The 17,236-nt window shown below is 45.2% G+C and carries 20 protein-coding genes; 1 reads left to right on the top strand and 19 read right to left on the bottom strand.

What is annotated here, in order from left to right:
* Positions 1 to 14 precede the first annotated feature (14 nt).
* The 18 genes from D2U88_RS07610 to D2U88_RS07525 form a co-directional block, all read right to left on the bottom strand.
* On the bottom strand, positions 15 to 1,823 hold the full coding sequence (locus D2U88_RS07610) for a hypothetical protein (RefSeq protein ID WP_119639770.1): 1,809 nt from the start codon (positions 1,821 to 1,823) through the stop codon (positions 15 to 17).
* Between the two features lie 165 nt (positions 1,824 to 1,988).
* Positions 1,989 to 3,851 (bottom strand): anaerobic ribonucleoside-triphosphate reductase, encoded by a 1,863-nt coding sequence (gene nrdD / locus D2U88_RS07605; protein ID WP_119639769.1) that lies wholly within the window; start codon positions 3,849 to 3,851, stop codon positions 1,989 to 1,991.
* A gap of 8 nt (positions 3,852 to 3,859) precedes the next feature.
* On the bottom strand, positions 3,860 to 4,309 hold the full coding sequence (gene nrdG, locus D2U88_RS07600; RefSeq protein ID WP_119639768.1) for an anaerobic ribonucleoside-triphosphate reductase activating protein: 450 nt from the start codon (positions 4,307 to 4,309) through the stop codon (positions 3,860 to 3,862).
* A gap of 252 nt (positions 4,310 to 4,561) precedes the next feature.
* Entirely contained in the window at positions 4,562 to 4,885 is a 324-nt protein-coding gene (locus D2U88_RS07595; protein WP_072880168.1) for a hypothetical protein, read from the bottom strand.
* Positions 4,866 to 5,327 (bottom strand): hemerythrin domain-containing protein, encoded by a 462-nt coding sequence (locus D2U88_RS07590; protein WP_072880166.1) that lies wholly within the window; start codon positions 5,325 to 5,327, stop codon positions 4,866 to 4,868. The genes D2U88_RS07595 and D2U88_RS07590 overlap by 20 nt, the downstream gene beginning before the upstream one ends.
* Positions 5,328 to 5,334: 7 nt before the next feature.
* A complete protein-coding gene (gene ric, locus D2U88_RS07585; RefSeq protein WP_072880164.1) occupies positions 5,335 to 6,063 on the bottom strand; it encodes an iron-sulfur cluster repair di-iron protein in 729 nt (242 codons plus the stop codon).
* 65 nt (positions 6,064 to 6,128) lie between these two features.
* Positions 6,129 to 6,563, bottom strand: a complete 435-nt coding sequence (locus D2U88_RS07580; RefSeq protein WP_072880162.1) for an RrF2 family transcriptional regulator — start codon at positions 6,561 to 6,563, stop codon at positions 6,129 to 6,131.
* Between the two features lie 140 nt (positions 6,564 to 6,703).
* Positions 6,704 to 7,906, bottom strand: coding sequence for a hypothetical protein (locus tag D2U88_RS07575; RefSeq protein WP_119639767.1), 1,203 nt, complete (start codon positions 7,904 to 7,906; stop codon positions 6,704 to 6,706).
* A gap of 32 nt (positions 7,907 to 7,938) precedes the next feature.
* Positions 7,939 to 8,721 (bottom strand): ABC transporter permease, encoded by a 783-nt coding sequence (locus tag D2U88_RS07570; protein WP_072880158.1) that lies wholly within the window; start codon positions 8,719 to 8,721, stop codon positions 7,939 to 7,941.
* Positions 8,705 to 9,427, bottom strand: coding sequence for an ABC transporter ATP-binding protein (locus D2U88_RS07565; RefSeq protein ID WP_072880156.1), 723 nt, complete (start codon positions 9,425 to 9,427; stop codon positions 8,705 to 8,707). The genes D2U88_RS07570 and D2U88_RS07565 overlap by 17 nt, the downstream gene beginning before the upstream one ends.
* On the bottom strand, positions 9,424 to 10,644 hold the full coding sequence (locus tag D2U88_RS07560; protein WP_119639811.1) for a nitrous oxide reductase family maturation protein NosD: 1,221 nt from the start codon (positions 10,642 to 10,644) through the stop codon (positions 9,424 to 9,426). Before D2U88_RS07560 ends, D2U88_RS07565 begins: the two co-directional genes overlap by 4 nt.
* Before the next feature lie 26 nt (positions 10,645 to 10,670).
* Positions 10,671 to 11,105, bottom strand: coding sequence for a CopD family protein (locus D2U88_RS07555; RefSeq protein ID WP_119639766.1), 435 nt, complete (start codon positions 11,103 to 11,105; stop codon positions 10,671 to 10,673).
* A 5-nt stretch (positions 11,106 to 11,110) separates the two neighbouring features.
* Positions 11,111 to 11,410: a cupin domain-containing protein gene (locus D2U88_RS07550; protein WP_119639765.1), complete on the bottom strand. Its 300-nt coding sequence runs from the start codon at positions 11,408 to 11,410 to the stop codon at positions 11,111 to 11,113.
* A 10-nt stretch (positions 11,411 to 11,420) separates the two neighbouring features.
* A complete protein-coding gene (locus D2U88_RS07545) occupies positions 11,421 to 11,861 on the bottom strand; it encodes a nitrous oxide reductase accessory protein NosL (RefSeq protein ID WP_072880151.1) in 441 nt (146 codons plus the stop codon).
* A 7-nt stretch (positions 11,862 to 11,868) separates the two neighbouring features.
* Complete coding sequence (locus tag D2U88_RS07540; RefSeq protein ID WP_072880149.1) at positions 11,869 to 12,483, bottom strand: hypothetical protein; 615 nt, start codon at positions 12,481 to 12,483, stop codon at positions 11,869 to 11,871.
* Positions 12,484 to 12,614: 131 nt separating this feature from the next.
* The gene (gene nosZ / locus D2U88_RS07535; protein WP_072880147.1) at positions 12,615 to 14,567 is read right to left on the bottom strand and encodes a Sec-dependent nitrous-oxide reductase; all 1,953 of its coding nucleotides are present in this window, start codon (positions 14,565 to 14,567) and stop codon (positions 12,615 to 12,617) included.
* Between the two features lie 39 nt (positions 14,568 to 14,606).
* Entirely contained in the window at positions 14,607 to 15,188 is a 582-nt protein-coding gene (locus tag D2U88_RS07530; RefSeq protein ID WP_072880145.1) for a fasciclin domain-containing protein, read from the bottom strand.
* 5 nt (positions 15,189 to 15,193) lie between these two features.
* On the bottom strand, positions 15,194 to 15,706 hold the full coding sequence (locus D2U88_RS07525) for a c-type cytochrome (protein WP_072880143.1): 513 nt from the start codon (positions 15,704 to 15,706) through the stop codon (positions 15,194 to 15,196).
* 115 nt (positions 15,707 to 15,821) lie between these two features.
* Between D2U88_RS07525 and D2U88_RS07520 the strand changes: the two genes are divergently transcribed.
* On the top strand, positions 15,822 to 16,253 hold the full coding sequence (locus D2U88_RS07520; RefSeq protein ID WP_072880141.1) for an RrF2 family transcriptional regulator: 432 nt from the start codon (positions 15,822 to 15,824) through the stop codon (positions 16,251 to 16,253).
* A 121-nt stretch (positions 16,254 to 16,374) separates the two neighbouring features.
* Here the strand turns inward: D2U88_RS07520 and D2U88_RS07515 are convergent, their stop codons facing one another.
* The gene (locus D2U88_RS07515) at positions 16,375 to 17,229 is read right to left on the bottom strand and encodes a hypothetical protein (RefSeq protein ID WP_119639764.1); all 855 of its coding nucleotides are present in this window, start codon (positions 17,227 to 17,229) and stop codon (positions 16,375 to 16,377) included.
* Positions 17,230 to 17,236 lie beyond the last annotated feature (7 nt).

The raw sequence follows: 17,236 nt of genomic DNA, 5'->3' as shown, positions 1-17,236 counted from the left end.
GTGAGGTGGTGTCCCTATTGGGCGTTGATGGTTTTCAAATCATGGATCTCAACCGAGAAATTGTCCAGAACGGTCCTGAAACGATCCAAGGCCCTTACCATTTGGGAGTTGTCCAAAAAGGCTTTGCTGATATTCCCCAACAGGGTCTGATAGTAGGATATCCCATCGTTTAAGTTGTTGGTGAAAATGGTTAGATACGCCAATTGCCTCGGGGTTGTGGAACCTCTGGTTTCTTCGATCTTGATTTTGAGATAATCAATATAAATAGTAAGCTCCTTGATGAACATATTCGGCCGATCTGTACGTTCGATCAAATTGGATGTGCCATAAATATGTTGAGTCATTTCCCTAAGACCTGTGATTTTCGAAAAGTAGGCCATGTTGGGTCCGGGACAAATGGAAACACCTTTTCCTTCGGCCTTGGTGTCCAATCCATATTTTAATAACGCTGCGGTTCCCAATCCCACACAGGCACAGGATTTCTCAACAATTTTGTCATATGCCTCTTGATGTTTTTCCGGAGTAAGGTTCATGCCGTCCAACGCTTTTAATTTCAAATGTTGGTATTGTCGCGACGCTGTACAAATGCCTTCATTGGTGAATTCTTTGTTCATGGCAACATATTTTTTTGGACAGGCACTTCCTGGCCTACCTTTTTCAATGTTGACCCTCTTTTCCAAATCTTTTGTATTTCCTTTCAGACTATTAAAAGGGACACCCAAGGGCGAGATATTGCTCAGATAAAGATCCTGTTCTTTGGCCTTGGACAATTTTTCCATTGTGGAGTCATCAACCGTGGTGACTTCGGGCACCAACAGGAACGGGGTTCCCCAACCTACGGAATCCAATTTATAGTGCTCCAATAGAAAATTGTGTTCTTCCGCTGTCCCTACCCCACCTTGTGCCGAGATTTTGATGGGTAGGGGAGATTGGGGGACATAGCGCTTTTTATGCATAAGGGCCTTTGCAAGAATAGAATGGATTTCGGCCACGAGTTCTTTTTTCCGATCTCGGAACTCTGCCAATATCGGTCCCATCAGATGACCTTCGGTCGCGAAGGCATGCCCACCGCAATTCAATCCCGATTCGATCCTGTATTCCGAGACCCAAAGCCCTTTTTTGGCCAGGAACTTGCCTTGGATCATGGCCGATCTATAGTCACTCACCTTTAGGATGATTTTCTTTTTAATGAACCCGAAATCGTCGGGATAAAAATCTTCAAACTCCTCGATGTATCCGTACAATCTAGGGTTCATGCCCGCTGAAAAAACAACCGAAGAGTTCAGATTACTTTCTGCAAAGCCCCTAAGTGCTGCATGGGCATCATTGTATATCTGGCCCAAAGGAACCTTTTTTCGATAATTCTCCCGATCCAGTTTCGTCATGATGTTCACTTCAATGTTCCCCATGGCAAGATTTGAATCAAGAAAATTTTTGGACAACTTCGGATTATGGGTGCCCAGACTTACATTTTCAAACTTCTTCTTAAGCGATGAGGTGTTCGGCAACATATCGAAATATTGTTTTAGCCCATCGCTTAAACCGTGTGTGACGTCCTTTAGCTGTTCGAATTTTTTTTCTGCCAGATCCTTAATGAGATTGAGATAAGAACTGATTCTTTTGGCCCTGAAGTCGATGCTATTTTCAGTGATCTCCTGATAGGGTATTTCAAATCTTTCACAATACATCTTTCGCATTTTTTCCAAAAGAATATCATCTACCAGTGAAATCGTCGAATCTATGCCAAAGTGTGCCACTTTCAACGGGGTGTCAATGGTAAATGCTATTCCCATTACAGGTATATGGAATGAATGTGCTGTCATACGTCGTATTTATGTTGATCTTCCAAAGGCCTTGTCCAGTTGATCATATTGAATTCCTATTTTTTTGCGAACCACGCATTCCATGCATGTAAATCGATATGGAAACGGTTCAAAAAGGCATAAATCATATATGGGTCAAGGAACGCTGGCACTATTTGGCGGGGATTATATTTTTATGGTTTCTTGAGTATTACTTGCTTTTTGACCTGCCAAAAGGATTTCGGCCCTTTTATCCATCATGGTGCTTTTGGCCTGTTTCAAATGATAGTGCCGCAATCCATGTTCCTTTTGCCTGCCCGAACTAAAGTTGGAGACCCGTTTGAGGTACCCGATGACCCTGGTGGCATGGTCCACATCCTGTGAATGGCATGCGCTGCATTCCCAAAGGGTGCGTTTGTCGATATGGGAACAGTCATTGCAAATGGTGATTCGGATATTGAAACAAAAATAATTGCATCCAGCGTTGGCCGTGGCATGGATCAATTTTTTGAATCCTTCTTGGTTCGGGGTTTCCTCGAGGTTGAGGTGGAGCGCCGAACCCCCGTCCAAATATTGAATGGTCTCCTTGCCATGCAATACAATTTTGTCCAAGGCATTGGTCTGTTCATCCTCTACGATATAGAAATAGGAATTGTAGCAGTCCCGGGGGACGAAAAGGCCGTCTTCCCGATCCCATTTGGCATTTTTGACACCCAAGTTCTCGGCGGGGACGAATTCGGTGTTGAACATGTACCCATAGGTTTCCCTGGCCTTTCTGTTTTCCTGATAGATGGCCTTGAGATAACGGTTGACGAAGTCCTTGTACTTTTCATTGTTGCCCACTTGGATGCCTTGGCTTTCCGCAGCCTCGACCATCCCGTTGATGCCCACGGTCAGGAATTGCTTGTCCAGGGAGATCAAACCGGCATGGTACACCGGCAACATGCCCGCCCTTTCGTAGTCATCGATGAGCTTTCTAAAAGCGACCTGGTACTTGTGTACCTTTTGGACCTCTTCCACAATATCCGCCCCTTGCTGCACCAAGCGGTTCATGTTCAGGGTGATGACATTGATGGAACCTGTGGCGACCCCTCCGGCCCCTAGGGAATAGCTAAAAGTATGGTCGCTGATCTCATTGCGCAGGCGACAGCAGGAAGCCAGGCTGTCGGCGTTTTCGGATTGGTAGATGAAAAAGGAGTTCCCCTTGCCCAGTTCATGGGCACATAGGTCCGTAAACTCCGTATCGACCGGAGCCCCGTCCTTGATCAACATGGCCGCGGTGACCACAGGGAAGGTAAGGATGGCCTTGGTTCGCTCTTCGTTGAACCAGTCCATAAAGAAGGCCTGAAGCCTTTTGACACTTTCCCATTGGGGCCTGCCCATATCGGGAAAGACAAAATCCCCGAACATATTGTCAAAGTAGGGTCTGTCATAAATGGAAATGTTCCAGAACACGGATTGGTAGCCCCTGGCCGCGGCAGGTTGGTTGATGGCGTAGACGACATGCTGCAAATGGTTGGCAATGATGTTCTTGTGGGTCACCAGGTAGTCGGGCCCATAGTCCTTGGCCGCGAAGTGGTCAAAATACATCAAGAACTCCACGGTGGCCAAGGCCCCTGCGAATTGTGAACTTACCGCAAAGACCAAATTGACGAATTCCCCGCAAAAGCTTTCCAAGTGTTTTGGGGCCAAGCTTTCCCCACCCAGTTTGGTCAGCCCGTCCAATAGGAAGGGATACATGCTTATAGATGCGCAGTAGGGTTTTAACGAGGTCTCATCATGGACGTAGATCTCGTGCGATTCTATCTGCCTCACATATTCATCGGCCAGGTCCTTCCCGAACAGTGAGGCGATCTTCTGTTGGACCAAGGCCCGGTTCACCTGGATATTGATATCCTTATTGAGCTCGGCTTCCATGGTGGCAATGTTCTTGGAGGTGACATTGGCATTGGCGTCAACCTTGGAGCCGTCAGCAGCATTGTGGGAATGCAGGTAATGATCGATGAAAGCAATTTTTTTGGCAATCTGTTTGCCGGTAAGCCGTATCATATGGAATATTATTTAGAGATGAATAAATGGTTGAGCAATTTATTGGTCCTCACTTCCCGGAAGACCTGATTGGTGGTCGGACTGTCCAATCCCCCAAGGGCTTTGTCCCAATTTCCTGTCTTGATATAGGTCAGATGTTCAAGGATATCAGGGGATACCCGATCGGCTCCGGTATACAGGCATGTCCTATATCCCAGTTCTTGGGCTTGTTTCAAATACCTTACCAATGCTCCCGGGTGCCATTCACCCCCCATGAAGAGTACGCAGCTTGCAAGTCCGGCATATTGGTCGAGGTACTTTTGATAGTCCTTGGAGGTCAGCTCGGAGCCGCTACCTTCCTTCCACAAAAAAGGGGAGTGGCAGCCCTTGCAGCGTAAAGGACACCCTGAGATGGAAAAGCAAAGACTGACCTCTCCTGGAACCTCTTGGAGCACTACTTGAAAATGATGATAAAACATATATGGTGCAATTCATTTAAGTTCATTGTATAAAATTAGACCAAGGGTTTAGGGGATAATCGGGGTAGGGCAAAAGTTATAAAGAGACTTATTAACAATAAAATGACCTTTTTATCATTTATATATATACGATTAATTTAACCTTTGATTAAGTGGTACAACTTGATATCCTAATTGGAAGGCTGGGAGATTTTTATAAATACACCTGTAGGAGGTATGGTAGGAAGGTGCTATCCCATCCGCGTGGAAGAACTAACCCAAATGTAAAATAATGATTCCTGTACTGAATAGCACACTCAAAATTAATATATTGAATGTGGTCAAAGGTTTCAATTGTGCCAATACGGCCCCGTTGAACGCCATGCAGAAGATGGTGACAAAAAACAATAAGGTCATTTTTACCGCGGTATCCAATGCTCCCATCAACAGTACCATTGCTGCTGCAGAGCCCAAACAGCTTTGCCCTATGATCGCTATGGTGGCGTAGCCCATCTCACCTCTCTTGTATTCCAAGAACAGACGCTTGTGAAGGTTGGTAAGGACATTGCCTTTGCTTTTAGTTCCAGAATGGGTCATAGGTATTGTCTTTGAATTTTTCATGATTGTGATATTTTTCTATTAGGTCCAATTGGGCGTCACTGGCAATTTTTTGAATTTCATTGAAGAGCTGGCGTTCCTCATAGCGTATATGTTGTTCCAGTTCCTCTTCAATCTGTACCAACCTTCTGATCAGGTCAACATTGGATGTAAATAACCTGACCAATCTTCGATGTTCCCTTAACGCTTTTTTAATTTTTGGGTTGCCCATACCCAGGATGGGAAAGATGTAAGTTTCTTCCAATTCAAAATGTGGGATCAAATGGGTCTTAAAGAACCAATCCACATAGGTCTTTATGCGTTCCGGTGCTACCTTTTTTGAAAGTCCCGTTCGAATCTTCCAACATAGGAGCAGGCCGTGATGGTGTTCACGGCTTACTCCCTGTAGGGCCTTGTGACGTTTGATGGGTGTTCCAGCCATAAGGGCTTTAGTTGCTAAGCACTTTTTTTTCCAATATTTCTGCTTTTGGGAACAGGATATTGTTCTCCAAATGGATATGTCGATGAAGGTCTTCCTCAAATTCCTGAAGAAGGGAAAAGGTAACCCTATACGTATTGCAGGCATCGGCAGGGGGGGTGTAATCGCCGCTCAGGGCGGCGATTTTTCGGAATCGCTCCCCTTCATTGTCATGCTCCTCCATCATCATTTGAATAGGGTTATGGACTGTACCAAATTGTGGTGGTCCCAAGGTCTTTCCATCTGCCGTTCCCGCCACCATTTTACGGATCCAGGGAAACAGGACCAGTTCTTCCTTCTTCATGTGCATGGACAGTTCGCCGGCAGAACCGGTGAAATGTTCAAAAATACCAAACAGTTCAGGGTGTTTGTTGCCATGTACTTGACATAGCTTGTTAAGATATTGTTTTAATATCGGGATACGTTCCTCTACGTACCGATGGTGTTTTTTTTCGATATAGTCGATCAAAAGGTCCAAAGGCCATGTATTGAAATCGGGCTGATCCGTTTGACTGTTCCGCTGGACTTCATCCAGTTCTTGCAATAACACTTCCTTGTCCAGACCATTTTTGTCGGCAACTTCCTGTAAGGTCCGATTGCCTTTGCAGCAAAAATCGATCTTGTGGTTTTTAAAGACCTGGGCGGTACGGTAATCCTCGGCCACCATCTGGCCCACTGTTTTTTCGATGGTATCGTTCATGATATTAGAATTAAATGTTATTTTAATAAATAGGACAAAAATGTCCTTTATTGGTTTAAATTTTTTTAACGCTTCAAATAAGTCAGTCCAACTTCCAGTCCCGTTGCCAGTTCGTACAAACTCGTATTTTCCAACATATTCTTTAGATCGGTCCTGATATCGACAAACTTGTCGTGGAGAGGACATGGCTGGTTTGCGTTGCACTCCTTGAGTCCAAGGCCACAGCCAACATAGATATCATCCCCATCGATGGCATGGACGATCATACTTAATTTTACGGTATCCATCTCGGTTCGGTCCAACTCAAAGCCACCTGTGGGGCCCTTGACAGAATGGATGACCTTGCTCCTCGAGAGCTGTTGCAGGATTTTGGCCGTGAAAGCAATCGGGGAATCAATTTCTTCAGCAATTTCATTGACACTGACACGTCTTCCATCCAAGGATTGCAATGCGACATAGACCGCAGCGCGAATACCATACTCACAGGCTTTTGAAAACATCATTGCTAAATTTATTCGTTACAAAGATAACATTTATTATAATTCGGACAAAAATGTCCCTTATTATTTTTCCGCATCGGGAACGCCAATCGGTCTCAAATATACACTTTATGTCAAAGTAGGGCGACATACTCAGAATCTTATGTTCGATTTCGGTTTAAGACCATCAATAAAAGTAGGCCGCATAGTATGGATAAACTCACCAAGGCCAGGATTTCCATATAGCCTTTAAAGATGGGCCATTGTACCCAGGCAGCAAATCCTTTATAAAAAATAAGGATTTCAGTTACAAGGAATCCCCAAAAATACCATTGGTACGCTTTCTTTGATATCACGAACAGACCAAAATAATCCACCAAAAAGAAAAGCCCGATACTGATCATCCCCAGAAAAGTCATATGTAGATAACCAATGGTAAGGTCAAGATACATGGTCGCGATCCGTGCAAAATAGGGTAGGGCGGTCAGCAATTGTAAGGCTATTTTGATAAATACGAGAAACACCGCGGTCTTCATTAGCAAAGCCTGTAGTTTTGAAAGGGGCAGTACTTTAATGTCATATTTGGCCATGGCCCACAATAGGACAAGGCCACAGCCCTGTGCAATCGCTCCAATTCCTGCAAGGACATATAACAAGGGTGGTGGTTCTATCCACAATGTGGATAGAAAAAAGGTGAGCACGACCCCTGCGTTCAATATCCAAGAAAACCACATAAAACTTTTTTTGGGTATCACCATGTCGCGCCGTTCCATCGCAAAGAGAAACAGCCCGATCAAGGCCAGGAGCATCCATCCATTGTATTGAAAATGGAGATAAAAATAGATGGCCAACCGATACCAAATGGATTGGGCCCCCAAAGTACCCATGATGATCCCCAGTGCCCAAGGCCCCAAACTGGAGATGACCATATACCAAAGTGCTGCCCTTATACATCGTAGACTGTTACCATGCCTGAATTTTGGGTCGCTGTTTCTGGAAAAATAATGGAAGAACACATAGGACATGATGAGGAACAAGGTGGAAAAAAATATGGAAAACAACGCATACCCTTGGAACGGAAAGGTGAGCAACATGCCGACCAATGAAACCTGGGTAAACCAAAAGATACGTGTATATTTTTTATCCGAGGTACCCTTTTCCACAAAACAGTAATGGATCAGTGTGGTCAAGGCTACATATACCCATCCAAGCAATGCAATGTGTGAATGGGCATGGACCATATATCTGTAGTTGAAACCAAAGGAGAAAATAGGATAGAAGCGCAGTAAAACTCCCAACAGGGCGGCCATGGCGAAATAAGAAATTGCCACCCGAATATGCCGTTGATGTATACTGTCCTTCACGCCTTATAATTTATAAAAACCTGGGATAAGTCTTAAAAATCCTTTCTTTTGGCCTTATGGCGCAGTCCTAAAATGGGTAAAACTGTCCATAAAAATAGAACGGCCATGGAGACCAGAAAGCCGAGGTCGGTACCAAAGAACTTTTTAAATATGGCCCCGGTATACCCCAACAGGGCTGAAATATCCAATTTGAGGAGGATCAAGATCCTCGAAAGGTCAATGGGGTTGAGCATGGTCGCCACCAAGGAAAAGGTGTCCAAGGGATATTCCTCGAACACGATGAGCGACATCAGGAACAGCCCATCATACACCACGGCCAAAAAGAGCCATAACAGTACGGCGTACCCGAATCCCTTGATCTTGTTTTCGTTGGATATGGCAATGACGAAGGACAGCCCCACAAAAATAAAGGTCAAAAATGCACCTGTTACCAATAGGAGGGAGAAATCAAAGATGGCATTGCTCCGCAAAAGGCCATATAGGACAAAGGGAATGCCCAAGCCTAGAACCAGGCTCAAGGTCAATGAACCGGCAACACCTAAATATTGTCCCATAAAAATGGAACTGCGTTTAATGGGTTGCGCCAAGAGGAGTTCCGTGAACTCCCGTGAATTGTAGTAGTACATTACCCCGAAAATGGTCCCTATCAAGGGAATAAGGACAATGATCACGTTCATCAGGGTGATCACGGCCTTGGAGACATCATTGTTCAGGAACAACAGCACGAAACCCAAAGTGAGGTAGAACAAAAAATAAACGTAACTCCAACGGCTACGGATAAGGTCATAAAAACTATATTTAAGAATTTTCAGCATGGCTTTCTGTGGTTGTTAGGGCCGCGATGGCATGTTCAAAATCATGTTGCCCGGTCTGTTCCATCAATTGCCCGATGGTTCCTTTAAAATAAATCTCCCCCTCAAGAAGATACAAGACCTCATCGGCCATTTCCTCTACAAATTGCATGATATGGGAAGTGATCAGAATGGTCTTTCCTTTTGCTTTTTCATTTAGTATCAATCCTTTTAAGCATATCAAGGCCTTTGGATCGAGGCCCGTAGTAGGTTCATCGAGGATGATCAAGGGACTGTCGAACATAAAGGTCAGGACAATGTTCACCTTTTGTTTGGTACCTCCCGATAGGGTGGATAGTTTTTTGCTTAGAAAGGGTTCCAGACCGAATAAAGCAATCAGTGTTTCTTCTTCGCTGGGACTGTTCCTCAGGTCTTTGATCATATGAAGCAGTTCTTTGACCTTGATATTTGGCGGAAAGTTGGCAATCTGTGGAAGATAATTGATCTGCTTGCGATACCTCCAATCTTTTTTTATGGACTTTTCCAGAATGGAGATGTCCCCTTTGTCAGGAATGACCATCCCCAAGATACTTTTGATCAAGGTGGTCTTGCCAGAACCATTAGGTCCCAACACTGCATAAATATGACCTTTGCCAATGTTCAGATCCACACCTTTTAACACTTGGTTCTTGCCAAATTTTTTGTATAAATTGTTTATTTCTATGGTCATGGTCGTATCTTCATTAGAGGTTGGGCATCTTGCAGATTGTCCGGAGTGAATACCGGGGAGACCCTTTCGGAGAAATCGATGATATCCATGAACAGGCTCCGTAAAAGGACAATCGTCTCCGGGGTACGGTTCACTACGTAGGAAAACAGTTTGACAGGACGATAGGGCACATCGCCAATGCCATTCCTATCCAGATCGTAGCCGGTATAACTGCTCCAATAATTACTTTCGAAAATGTTGTCGTTAAGTTTACTGTTATAAGAGATGTCAAAGGAATTGTACAAGAAATTATTCCCTTTGAATGTGTTGGTATAACAGGCTCCTATCACCCGAATGGCCCAACCGTTGCCTATAAAGTCATTATCGGTATAGTCTATCCGGTTCGATCCCTCGATATTGATGCCAATGGTGTTTTCCTCAAAGGTGTTGTTGCTGATTTCCGCATCATTGATCTCTTTCAACAGCATGCCATAGGCCGCGGTGCCCCAGTTCTTTCGAAAAGTATTGTTTTTCATGGTGATGAACTTGGAGAACATCACCGCTACCCCAGCACCATTGTTCTCAAAGGTATTATGGGTGTAGACATCATGGTTGGAAAACATAAAATGGAGCCCGTATCGAAGATTGTCCATACTGGTGTTTCCTGTGATGGTAATCTGATCGGAAAACTCCAGATAAATGCCGTCCCGCGTTCCCTGGACATGATTTTTGCGCACTTCTATATCCGATGAATACCAAAGTTGTATACCATTGCCCGAATTGTATTCATCCACGGCCTCCCCGATAATCCTATTGTGGTACACTTTGCCATGGGAGGACTTTTCCAGATAGATACCGAAGAACAATTGTTCCAAGACCATATTCTGGATGAGAAAATCCTTGCTCTGTATCACCCGAATGGCAGCATTGTCCTTGGTGTAGCTGACCCCGACATTGATAATGAAAAGACCATCCAAGGTCACGTGGTCCGATCGAACCTGAAAAATCTCCCCTTTTTTCTCCCCATCGACAATGGGGTATCCAATACCCTTGATATATAAAGGTTTATCCACCAGGATCTCATATTCCCGGTATGTGCCCTTTTGTACCAATAGGGTGTCATGGGCCTCGGCACGTTCAATGGTCCCCTTGATCGAGCTGTGCTCACAAGAAGTGCAAACGGTCCAAGTCTTGGCCATGACGGTTTGGGTGAGCACCAGCAGGATGCATACTAGCATATAGGCGTTATGTTGTGTGTCCGTTCTCATAAAATTCCTCCACTTCGTGCACTGAACCCGACCAAAACAAATAGGACAGCAGTGATGGTGACCCCGATGATATGCCATGCCAAAGGCTGTAATTTCTCTTTAGGTATCAAGAAGAACCGGGCATGGATGGCCAATCCTATCGTAATCAGTAACAACATCAATTTTAAGGCAATATGCCGGGTATAATGGTCCCCTAAATCCCAATCGAAAAAGGATGGGGCGTACACTGTGGCCATATAGATACCGGTAACCACCAAGATCAATAGGGAAGGGATGCCTATTTTCTCATACCGCTCCTCAAATTGGGCGATAATGGAAAAATCATTCTTTTTCAGTGCCCTGGGCAAAATGCCAAGGGCAAGGATCAAATGTCCCCCTGTCCATATCGTGGCAGCCAACAAATGAATGAAGATTATTGCCTTGGGTACCATATCCACTACCGGATTATCAAGAATTTAGCATCTGTATTGGCCTTCACCCAGTGTTCTACCCCTTTGGAAAAGCCAAAATGTTGTTGTACCGTTAAAGTAACGATTTGGTTCTCGATATAAAAATCGATAGAGCCCTCCAAAACGACCAAATGGACATCTTTGGGAGATATATGCTTTGGAAAGACGGCATCCCTGGCCAAACTGATGCTCAAAATTTCCAATGAAGGTGTTTTGACCAGATATTCGATCTGTAGACCGTCGAATGATTGCTGGGCAATGGTATTGTCGATGGCTATGGCATACATGGTTCAAAGGTTAGAAGTCTAATTTAAATTGTTGTTTCAGTGCGTTCCAAGTCAAGAGTTCCCCTCCATTGACGTCCTTTACATGTAGGGCGGCTTCTTCTTCTGAAAAGGCACTTAAAAATGCCCCCATGGGACTTGGAATGTTCTCACTGATCAAATAGGTGGCCTTGGTGGCATCGGTCAGTTCTCCCGGTCGATCAAAATCATTTACCAGAAATAGGGCCATGGCGGTTCCGTCCTCATCTTTCAACTGGTTCATCATGCATTCAACGGCATCAAAGTTGAAGACCTTGCCCTTTTTGGTCACCAATTGGGCGGCATGTTGTTGGTCAACAATGGTCATACTACAATAGTGGCAGCCGACATGCCCGTAATCAATGGGCTTTGGACGGACTTGGCAGCCCAAGGACAGGACCCCGACCAAAAATAAAGAGAAAAATAGTTTTTTCATTGGATCGTCAATTTTGGTTTTTTGTGCTTTTCCAGCCCATGAATGCAGCCACCAAGGTGAGCATCATACCCATGAACATGAGCCAGGCACCTGTGGATGGCAAAGAGGTGACGTCAAAATTGAGCATTTTTACATGGCCCAATAGGGGGGGCTTGTAGGTCATCGGACTTCCATCGGGATTGGTCAATTTCATAATGGCATTGGGATCCAAGTTGGTACCATAGTCCACCAGCCATTCATTGAAATCGTACATGCCCAATATTCCCAATATGGACATCAATAGGAACCACCCGAGGAACCATTTATAGCTTACTTTGCCCAGATATCCCAAAACACCGATCAATACTCCAATACCTACCATGATTCCTATGACCATGGGAAAAGTGCCAAATTCCCACATTTCCTCAGCTTTGGGCAAGGTGTGCATACCGATATAGTGGTTCAGGCCATCGATGTTCTGTATATCAAATTCGCTCACGCCCCGTAGACCATTGATGTGGATATTCAATCCCAACGGATCGGGATATTGGGGGGCACCCAACATAATGTTCCAAAGGGGGAAGACATACAATCCCAATAGGAAGAGTGGGCCAAGGATCATTAAAATACCAGCCTTTTTCATTTTTCTTTGATTTAGAGGTTCCAAATTGAATATGATTTTTGGTGGATTGATGTCGATATACTGAAATTAGGGATTAAAGCGGGCAGGTCATCGACACAGCCCGCTTTGTTCAATGAAGACAATACATCAAATTATTCGCCGAGGGACCATTTGAGCTCCGTATTGGAATTCGCAGGGGAGACCCTGACATACCCTTGCATCTCTTGGTGCAGTGCAGAACAGAAATCCGTGCAATAGAACGGCCATACCCCAACTTGCTTAGGTTCCCAAACAGAGGTCTTGGTCTGTCCGGGCATCACGAGGAGCTCGGATGAGTTTTGGCCGAGGATGGCAAAGCCATGGGGTACATCAAAATCCTGTTCGTGGTTGGTGATGTGGAAATATACCTTGTCGCCGACCTTGATACCTTCGATGTTGTCCGGGGTAAAGTGGCTTCGAATGGTGGACATGTACACATGGACCTCATTTCCGTCACGTACCACTTTCGATCCGTCTGCGGAAGTCACTGCGTAGGGGTGCCTGTTTTCATCCAATCGATAGATTTTCTTGGAATTCGAGGTTAATAGTTCTGCGGGACATCCAGCCGCATAATGGGGCTCCCCATGGGTGGGGAAATCATAGAGCAATTCCATTTTGTCACCGGAAATATCATATAATTGGGCCGAGTGTTCCATTTCAGGGCCGGTAGGCAAATAACGGTCCTTGGTGATCTTGTTCATGGCCACTACATATTTTCCAAAAGGCTTTCTGGAATTGCCCCCTGGGATCATTAGGTGACCCACGGAATAATAGGTGGGTTTTCTGTCGATTACCTCCCAAGTGCCCAATTGCCATTTTACCACCTCGGAAGAGATAAAGAATGTGGTATAGGCATTGCCCTTACCATCAAACTCGGTATGCAGTGGGCCAAGGCCACCACTTTTTACCTGTCCTGCCAATACATCCTCAAATTTCAGGATTGGGATACCATAGGCCTCCCCATCAAATTTCTGGCCTTCTATGGCCGCAATCATTTTATCAAAGGAGTGTACGGTCAAATCAGCGGAGAGTTTACCATTGCCAATGATATATTGTCCTGTTGGATCTACGTCACATCCATGGGGGGATTTTGGAGTGGGAAGAAAATAAACCGCTCCCGGTACCTTGGTTGGATCAACGGTCAATACCTCATTGCGCATGGTGGATGTCCCGGTATGGGAGTGTTCATCGTATACATTGTGTGCATAATTGGCAGGCATTTTGGTGCCGCCACCGTTGTTCACATATTCCTCAATTTTCTTCCAGTTGATGGCAGCAATAAAATCCTTGTCGTTTTGGGAAGCGTTCACTTCCAAAAGGGAATTGGCCTCTTCCGTATTATAGGTGGTAAAGAAGAACCAACCATGGGACTTTCCACGGCCGGGATGGGAGAGGTCGTAATTGAAACCTGGCATCAAGAGTTGAAACTTGATGGCCATGTGACCGTGTTCAGGATCGACACTGATAAAGGTCAGGGCACCCTTAAAGTTTCCCTTATATTCATTTATGGGCATATCACGTTGGGGTACGGGAACAGAAAATCGGGTACCGGCCACTACATATTCGGTGTTCTCCGTAATGAAGGAAGAACTGTGGTTCCCGGCACTGTTGGGGACCTCGATGATCTCCGCGGTCTCAAAAGTGCTGAGGTCAACCCTAGCGATACGAGGGGTATTGTTTCCATTGATAAAAATCCATCGTCCATCCAACTCGCCATTGGTCTGTGAAATGTCAGGGTGGTGCGCATCGTCCCAAGGTACAAATCCATGGGAGGTGTTCAACATCGGCACGGTTTCTTCGGAATACCCATATCCCGATGTTGGGAACTGGGAGAATACAGGAATCTCCTTGAACATCCTTCCCGAGGGCAATCCGTAAACGGTTAGGTTACCGCTGTATCCCCCTGAAAGGAAGGCGTAATATTCATCTTGCTCACCAGGGGCAACATACACTTTTTCAGCGGCACTGGACGACAGGGCCCCGTTGGAGCTTTGGTTCTGTTGACCACAGGAAACCAGCATCAGGGCCACTCCGAAGGTCAAAATTAAATGGTTATAAATTTTCATTGTATTAGGATTTATTCGTTTTTACAGGTTTTACGATTTTTACTGGGCAGGGGGTAGGATGACCTTGTCCACGATATGGACGATTCCATTGCCCGCTGGTACACTGGCAATAATCTTGGCACCTCCGATAAAGACATCATCACCCTTGACTTCTACTGGAACATCTTGATTGTTGGCCTGCCCCAACTTCTTGAATTTTTTCAAAAAGTCCTTGGAATAATTGCCCGGGGTTACATGGTACTTGAGTATATTGGCCAGGGCTTCCTTGTTCTCCGGTTTTAAAAGATCTTCAACGGTACCTGCGGGTAATGCATCGAAGGCGGCATTGGTGGGGGCGAACACCATAAGGGGGCCTGCATTGACCAGGGCGTTCTCCAATTCCGCTGCTTGCACTGCAGCCACCAAAGTACTATGGTCGGGTGACCCGATGGCAATCTGGAGTACATTGGGTGTGGAAGCATCATCCTCGATAAAGGCCTGCCCCTTGTTGCTCTCAATGACCGCATCGGATGTATTCGATTCGGCAGCGGTTGTTTCGTTTTGGGCCCTATCCTTGCAACCGCCATTGAGCGTAAGCAGCAAGATCAGCCCCAGGGTACTGAGTTTAATGGTTGATTTCATATGTATTATTTTAATGTCCTGAAATATTCAAGGATGGCACGGGCCTGGTCTTCGGTCAACCCTTGGTTGGACATGGGCGATCCGTTGAACTCTTGGAGCAGGTCTTTGGCCAAAGGGTCTTGCTGTACCATTTCCTGAGGGTTCAGGATCATGTTCATCACCCACTCGGGACTCCTTCGCTCCAATACTCCATTGGGTGGTGGACCAATGAATTTTTTGCCGATCCTGTGGCACGCCAGACACATTTGTTCGTAGACCTCCTTACCATTGGCGGCCAAGGCCTGATCGATTTCCGGGGCCAAGGTCACGGATTTTATGGGGCCGACACCCTTCGTGGACATATCCACTCGTTCGGAAGCCTTCACCTCATTGGTCGTATTGGTCTCAACAGGCTGTTCCGTTGCTGCCTTTTTCCGTTGTACGCTGAAACCTTCCTCTTTTTTTTCCTCTTTCTTGCCGCCGCAGCCCAACAAGATGAGTGCAAAGAACAAGACCATACCTTTTATTGTTGTCTTCATGTGATAAATGGTTAAAATTTTGATTCAAATGTATATAGGGTTATATATCTAAAACATGATAATAATCATAAAAAGGATAAAAATGTCTTTTAATCTTTGTTAGCATATTGCCATCATGCTATCCAATTCTTCAAAATATGCCATTAAGGGAGTTCTCTATTTAGCATTGAACTCCGATGAGGACCATAAGGTCATGGTCCGGGATATGCATGGGGTAGTCCATGTGCCCGAAGCCTATCTCGCCAAATTGTTGCAAGAACTTTCCCGTCATGGTGTTATTTCGTCCACTAGGGGCCCCAGGGGAGGTTTTTTTTTAAGTAAAGAAGATAGAAAGCGTTCCCTGATGGATATCGTGAAGGTAATCGATGGGGAAAAAAGGGTGAAATCATGTGTTCTGGGCGTCAAGGATTGCGATACCGACCAGCCCTGCGTGCTCCATAAATTGGTAGGTGCCAACAAATCAAAATTCATCAAAGTATTGGAAAACACAACCATTTTGGATTTGATCGAAGGCAAAAGGGATGTTGAGGAGTTTTTTCCTGTCTGAGCCAAAATTTCTAAAGCTGATCCAAAGGAGTTCCTTTAATTTAAGCCGTACCAGTCATCAAAAAGGCCATCCACAATGGGATGACCTTTCAAACAAACGAATAAAAGCGCAAACAACAGCTTTAAAATTCAATTTCAAAAAATAAACTGCTTCCTTCATTTTCTTCGGTAACGTCCTCACCTTTGAGTATATCCCCTTGGTCATTGAGAAGTTTTAGGTTGATCTTCCAATAGCCGGTCATGGTCAAAGACAGTTTTCCGGAATAGATTCCAGTATCGGCATCAAAGAGCAGATCTTCATTGTTCGGGGAACTATGGTTGCCCATACTGGGCATTCTGGGATCTATGGCTACCGTGTAATCCACAACTGCGGGAAAGTTCATCATGGTCTCCATTTTAAAGAGGACCGCGGATAGATCGTTCACGGTGACCTCGGGTGTCAGGGGCATCATGGCCAGTACATATTTTACATCGTCCGTTCCGGTGAACACATTCACCGTCCTTTTTCCGTTGGAAGGGGCATTGACGGTAATCTGTTCGGTAGTGGTATAGGTAGTGCCCCCAAAACTGTATTCCAGGTTCAGTTCCCAATACTCATCATCATTACTGGCCATTTGAAAGACGATAAAGCCCTTATAGACGGTATCCTCTCCCGTTGTTGAGATTTCCGATCTTGGGCAGGAGTGCGCTTTATCGGTCATGTGCATGACCGGGTTCCAATGTATTGTGGCATCGGATACATAGTCCTCTGTCGATAGATCCTTGATACGGATGAACAGTTCATTGTACCCCATGGTAAACCCTTCCTGTTCGGAATAGATTTCCAGGGCATGGCCATTGGCCTCGAAACTGCCTGTCAAGTTGAATTCCTCAAGGGGATTGTCCGCTACGGGAAGTGGGTCATCCGTACCATTGGAACAGGATGCGATTCCCAAGGAAAGGGCAAGAAGGGCGAAAATGGATTTTATATTTTTCATTGTTAGG

The sequence above is a fragment of the Flagellimonas aequoris genome, from assembly GCF_003584165.1.
In the GTDB taxonomy this organism is placed as follows: domain Bacteria; phylum Bacteroidota; class Bacteroidia; order Flavobacteriales; family Flavobacteriaceae; genus Flagellimonas; species Flagellimonas aequoris.
Note: the sequence above shows the minus strand (reverse complement) of the source record. Positions and strands in the feature narration are given on the sequence as shown.

Coding starts and splice junctions, on each gene's coding strand:
- D2U88_RS07595 (WP_072880168.1), bottom strand. CDS start 4,885: ATGACCCATTCTGGAACTAAAAGCAAAGGCAATGTCCTTACCAACCTT.
- D2U88_RS07515 (WP_119639764.1), bottom strand. CDS start 17,229: ATGAAAAATATAAAATCCATTTTCGCCCTTCTTGCCCTTTCCTTGGGA.
- D2U88_RS07540 (WP_072880149.1), bottom strand. CDS start 12,483: ATGAAAAAGGCTGGTATTTTAATGATCCTTGGCCCACTCTTCCTATTG.
- D2U88_RS07610 (WP_119639770.1), bottom strand. CDS start 1,823: ATGACAGCACATTCATTCCATATACCTGTAATGGGAATAGCATTTACC.
- D2U88_RS07530 (WP_072880145.1), bottom strand. CDS start 15,188: ATGAAATCAACCATTAAACTCAGTACCCTGGGGCTGATCTTGCTGCTT.
- D2U88_RS07590 (WP_072880166.1), bottom strand. CDS start 5,327: ATGGCTGGAACACCCATCAAACGTCACAAGGCCCTACAGGGAGTAAGC.
- D2U88_RS07545 (WP_072880151.1), bottom strand. CDS start 11,861: ATGAAAAAACTATTTTTCTCTTTATTTTTGGTCGGGGTCCTGTCCTTG.
- D2U88_RS07580 (WP_072880162.1), bottom strand. CDS start 6,563: ATGTTTTCAAAAGCCTGTGAGTATGGTATTCGCGCTGCGGTCTATGTC.
- D2U88_RS07570 (WP_072880158.1), bottom strand. CDS start 8,721: ATGCTGAAAATTCTTAAATATAGTTTTTATGACCTTATCCGTAGCCGT.
- D2U88_RS07520 (WP_072880141.1), top strand. CDS start 15,822: ATGCTATCCAATTCTTCAAAATATGCCATTAAGGGAGTTCTCTATTTA.
- nrdG (WP_119639768.1), bottom strand. CDS start 4,309: ATGTTTTATCATCATTTTCAAGTAGTGCTCCAAGAGGTTCCAGGAGAG.
- D2U88_RS07525 (WP_072880143.1), bottom strand. CDS start 15,706: ATGAAGACAACAATAAAAGGTATGGTCTTGTTCTTTGCACTCATCTTG.
- D2U88_RS07555 (WP_119639766.1), bottom strand. CDS start 11,105: ATGGTACCCAAGGCAATAATCTTCATTCATTTGTTGGCTGCCACGATA.
- D2U88_RS07560 (WP_119639811.1), bottom strand. CDS start 10,644: ATGCTAGTATGCATCCTGCTGGTGCTCACCCAAACCGTCATGGCCAAG.
- nosZ (WP_072880147.1), bottom strand. CDS start 14,567: ATGAAAATTTATAACCATTTAATTTTGACCTTCGGAGTGGCCCTGATG.
- D2U88_RS07550 (WP_119639765.1), bottom strand. CDS start 11,410: ATGTATGCCATAGCCATCGACAATACCATTGCCCAGCAATCATTCGAC.
- ric (WP_072880164.1), bottom strand. CDS start 6,063: ATGAACGATACCATCGAAAAAACAGTGGGCCAGATGGTGGCCGAGGAT.
- D2U88_RS07565 (WP_072880156.1), bottom strand. CDS start 9,427: ATGACCATAGAAATAAACAATTTATACAAAAAATTTGGCAAGAACCAA.
- nrdD (WP_119639769.1), bottom strand. CDS start 3,851: ATGATACGGCTTACCGGCAAACAGATTGCCAAAAAAATTGCTTTCATC.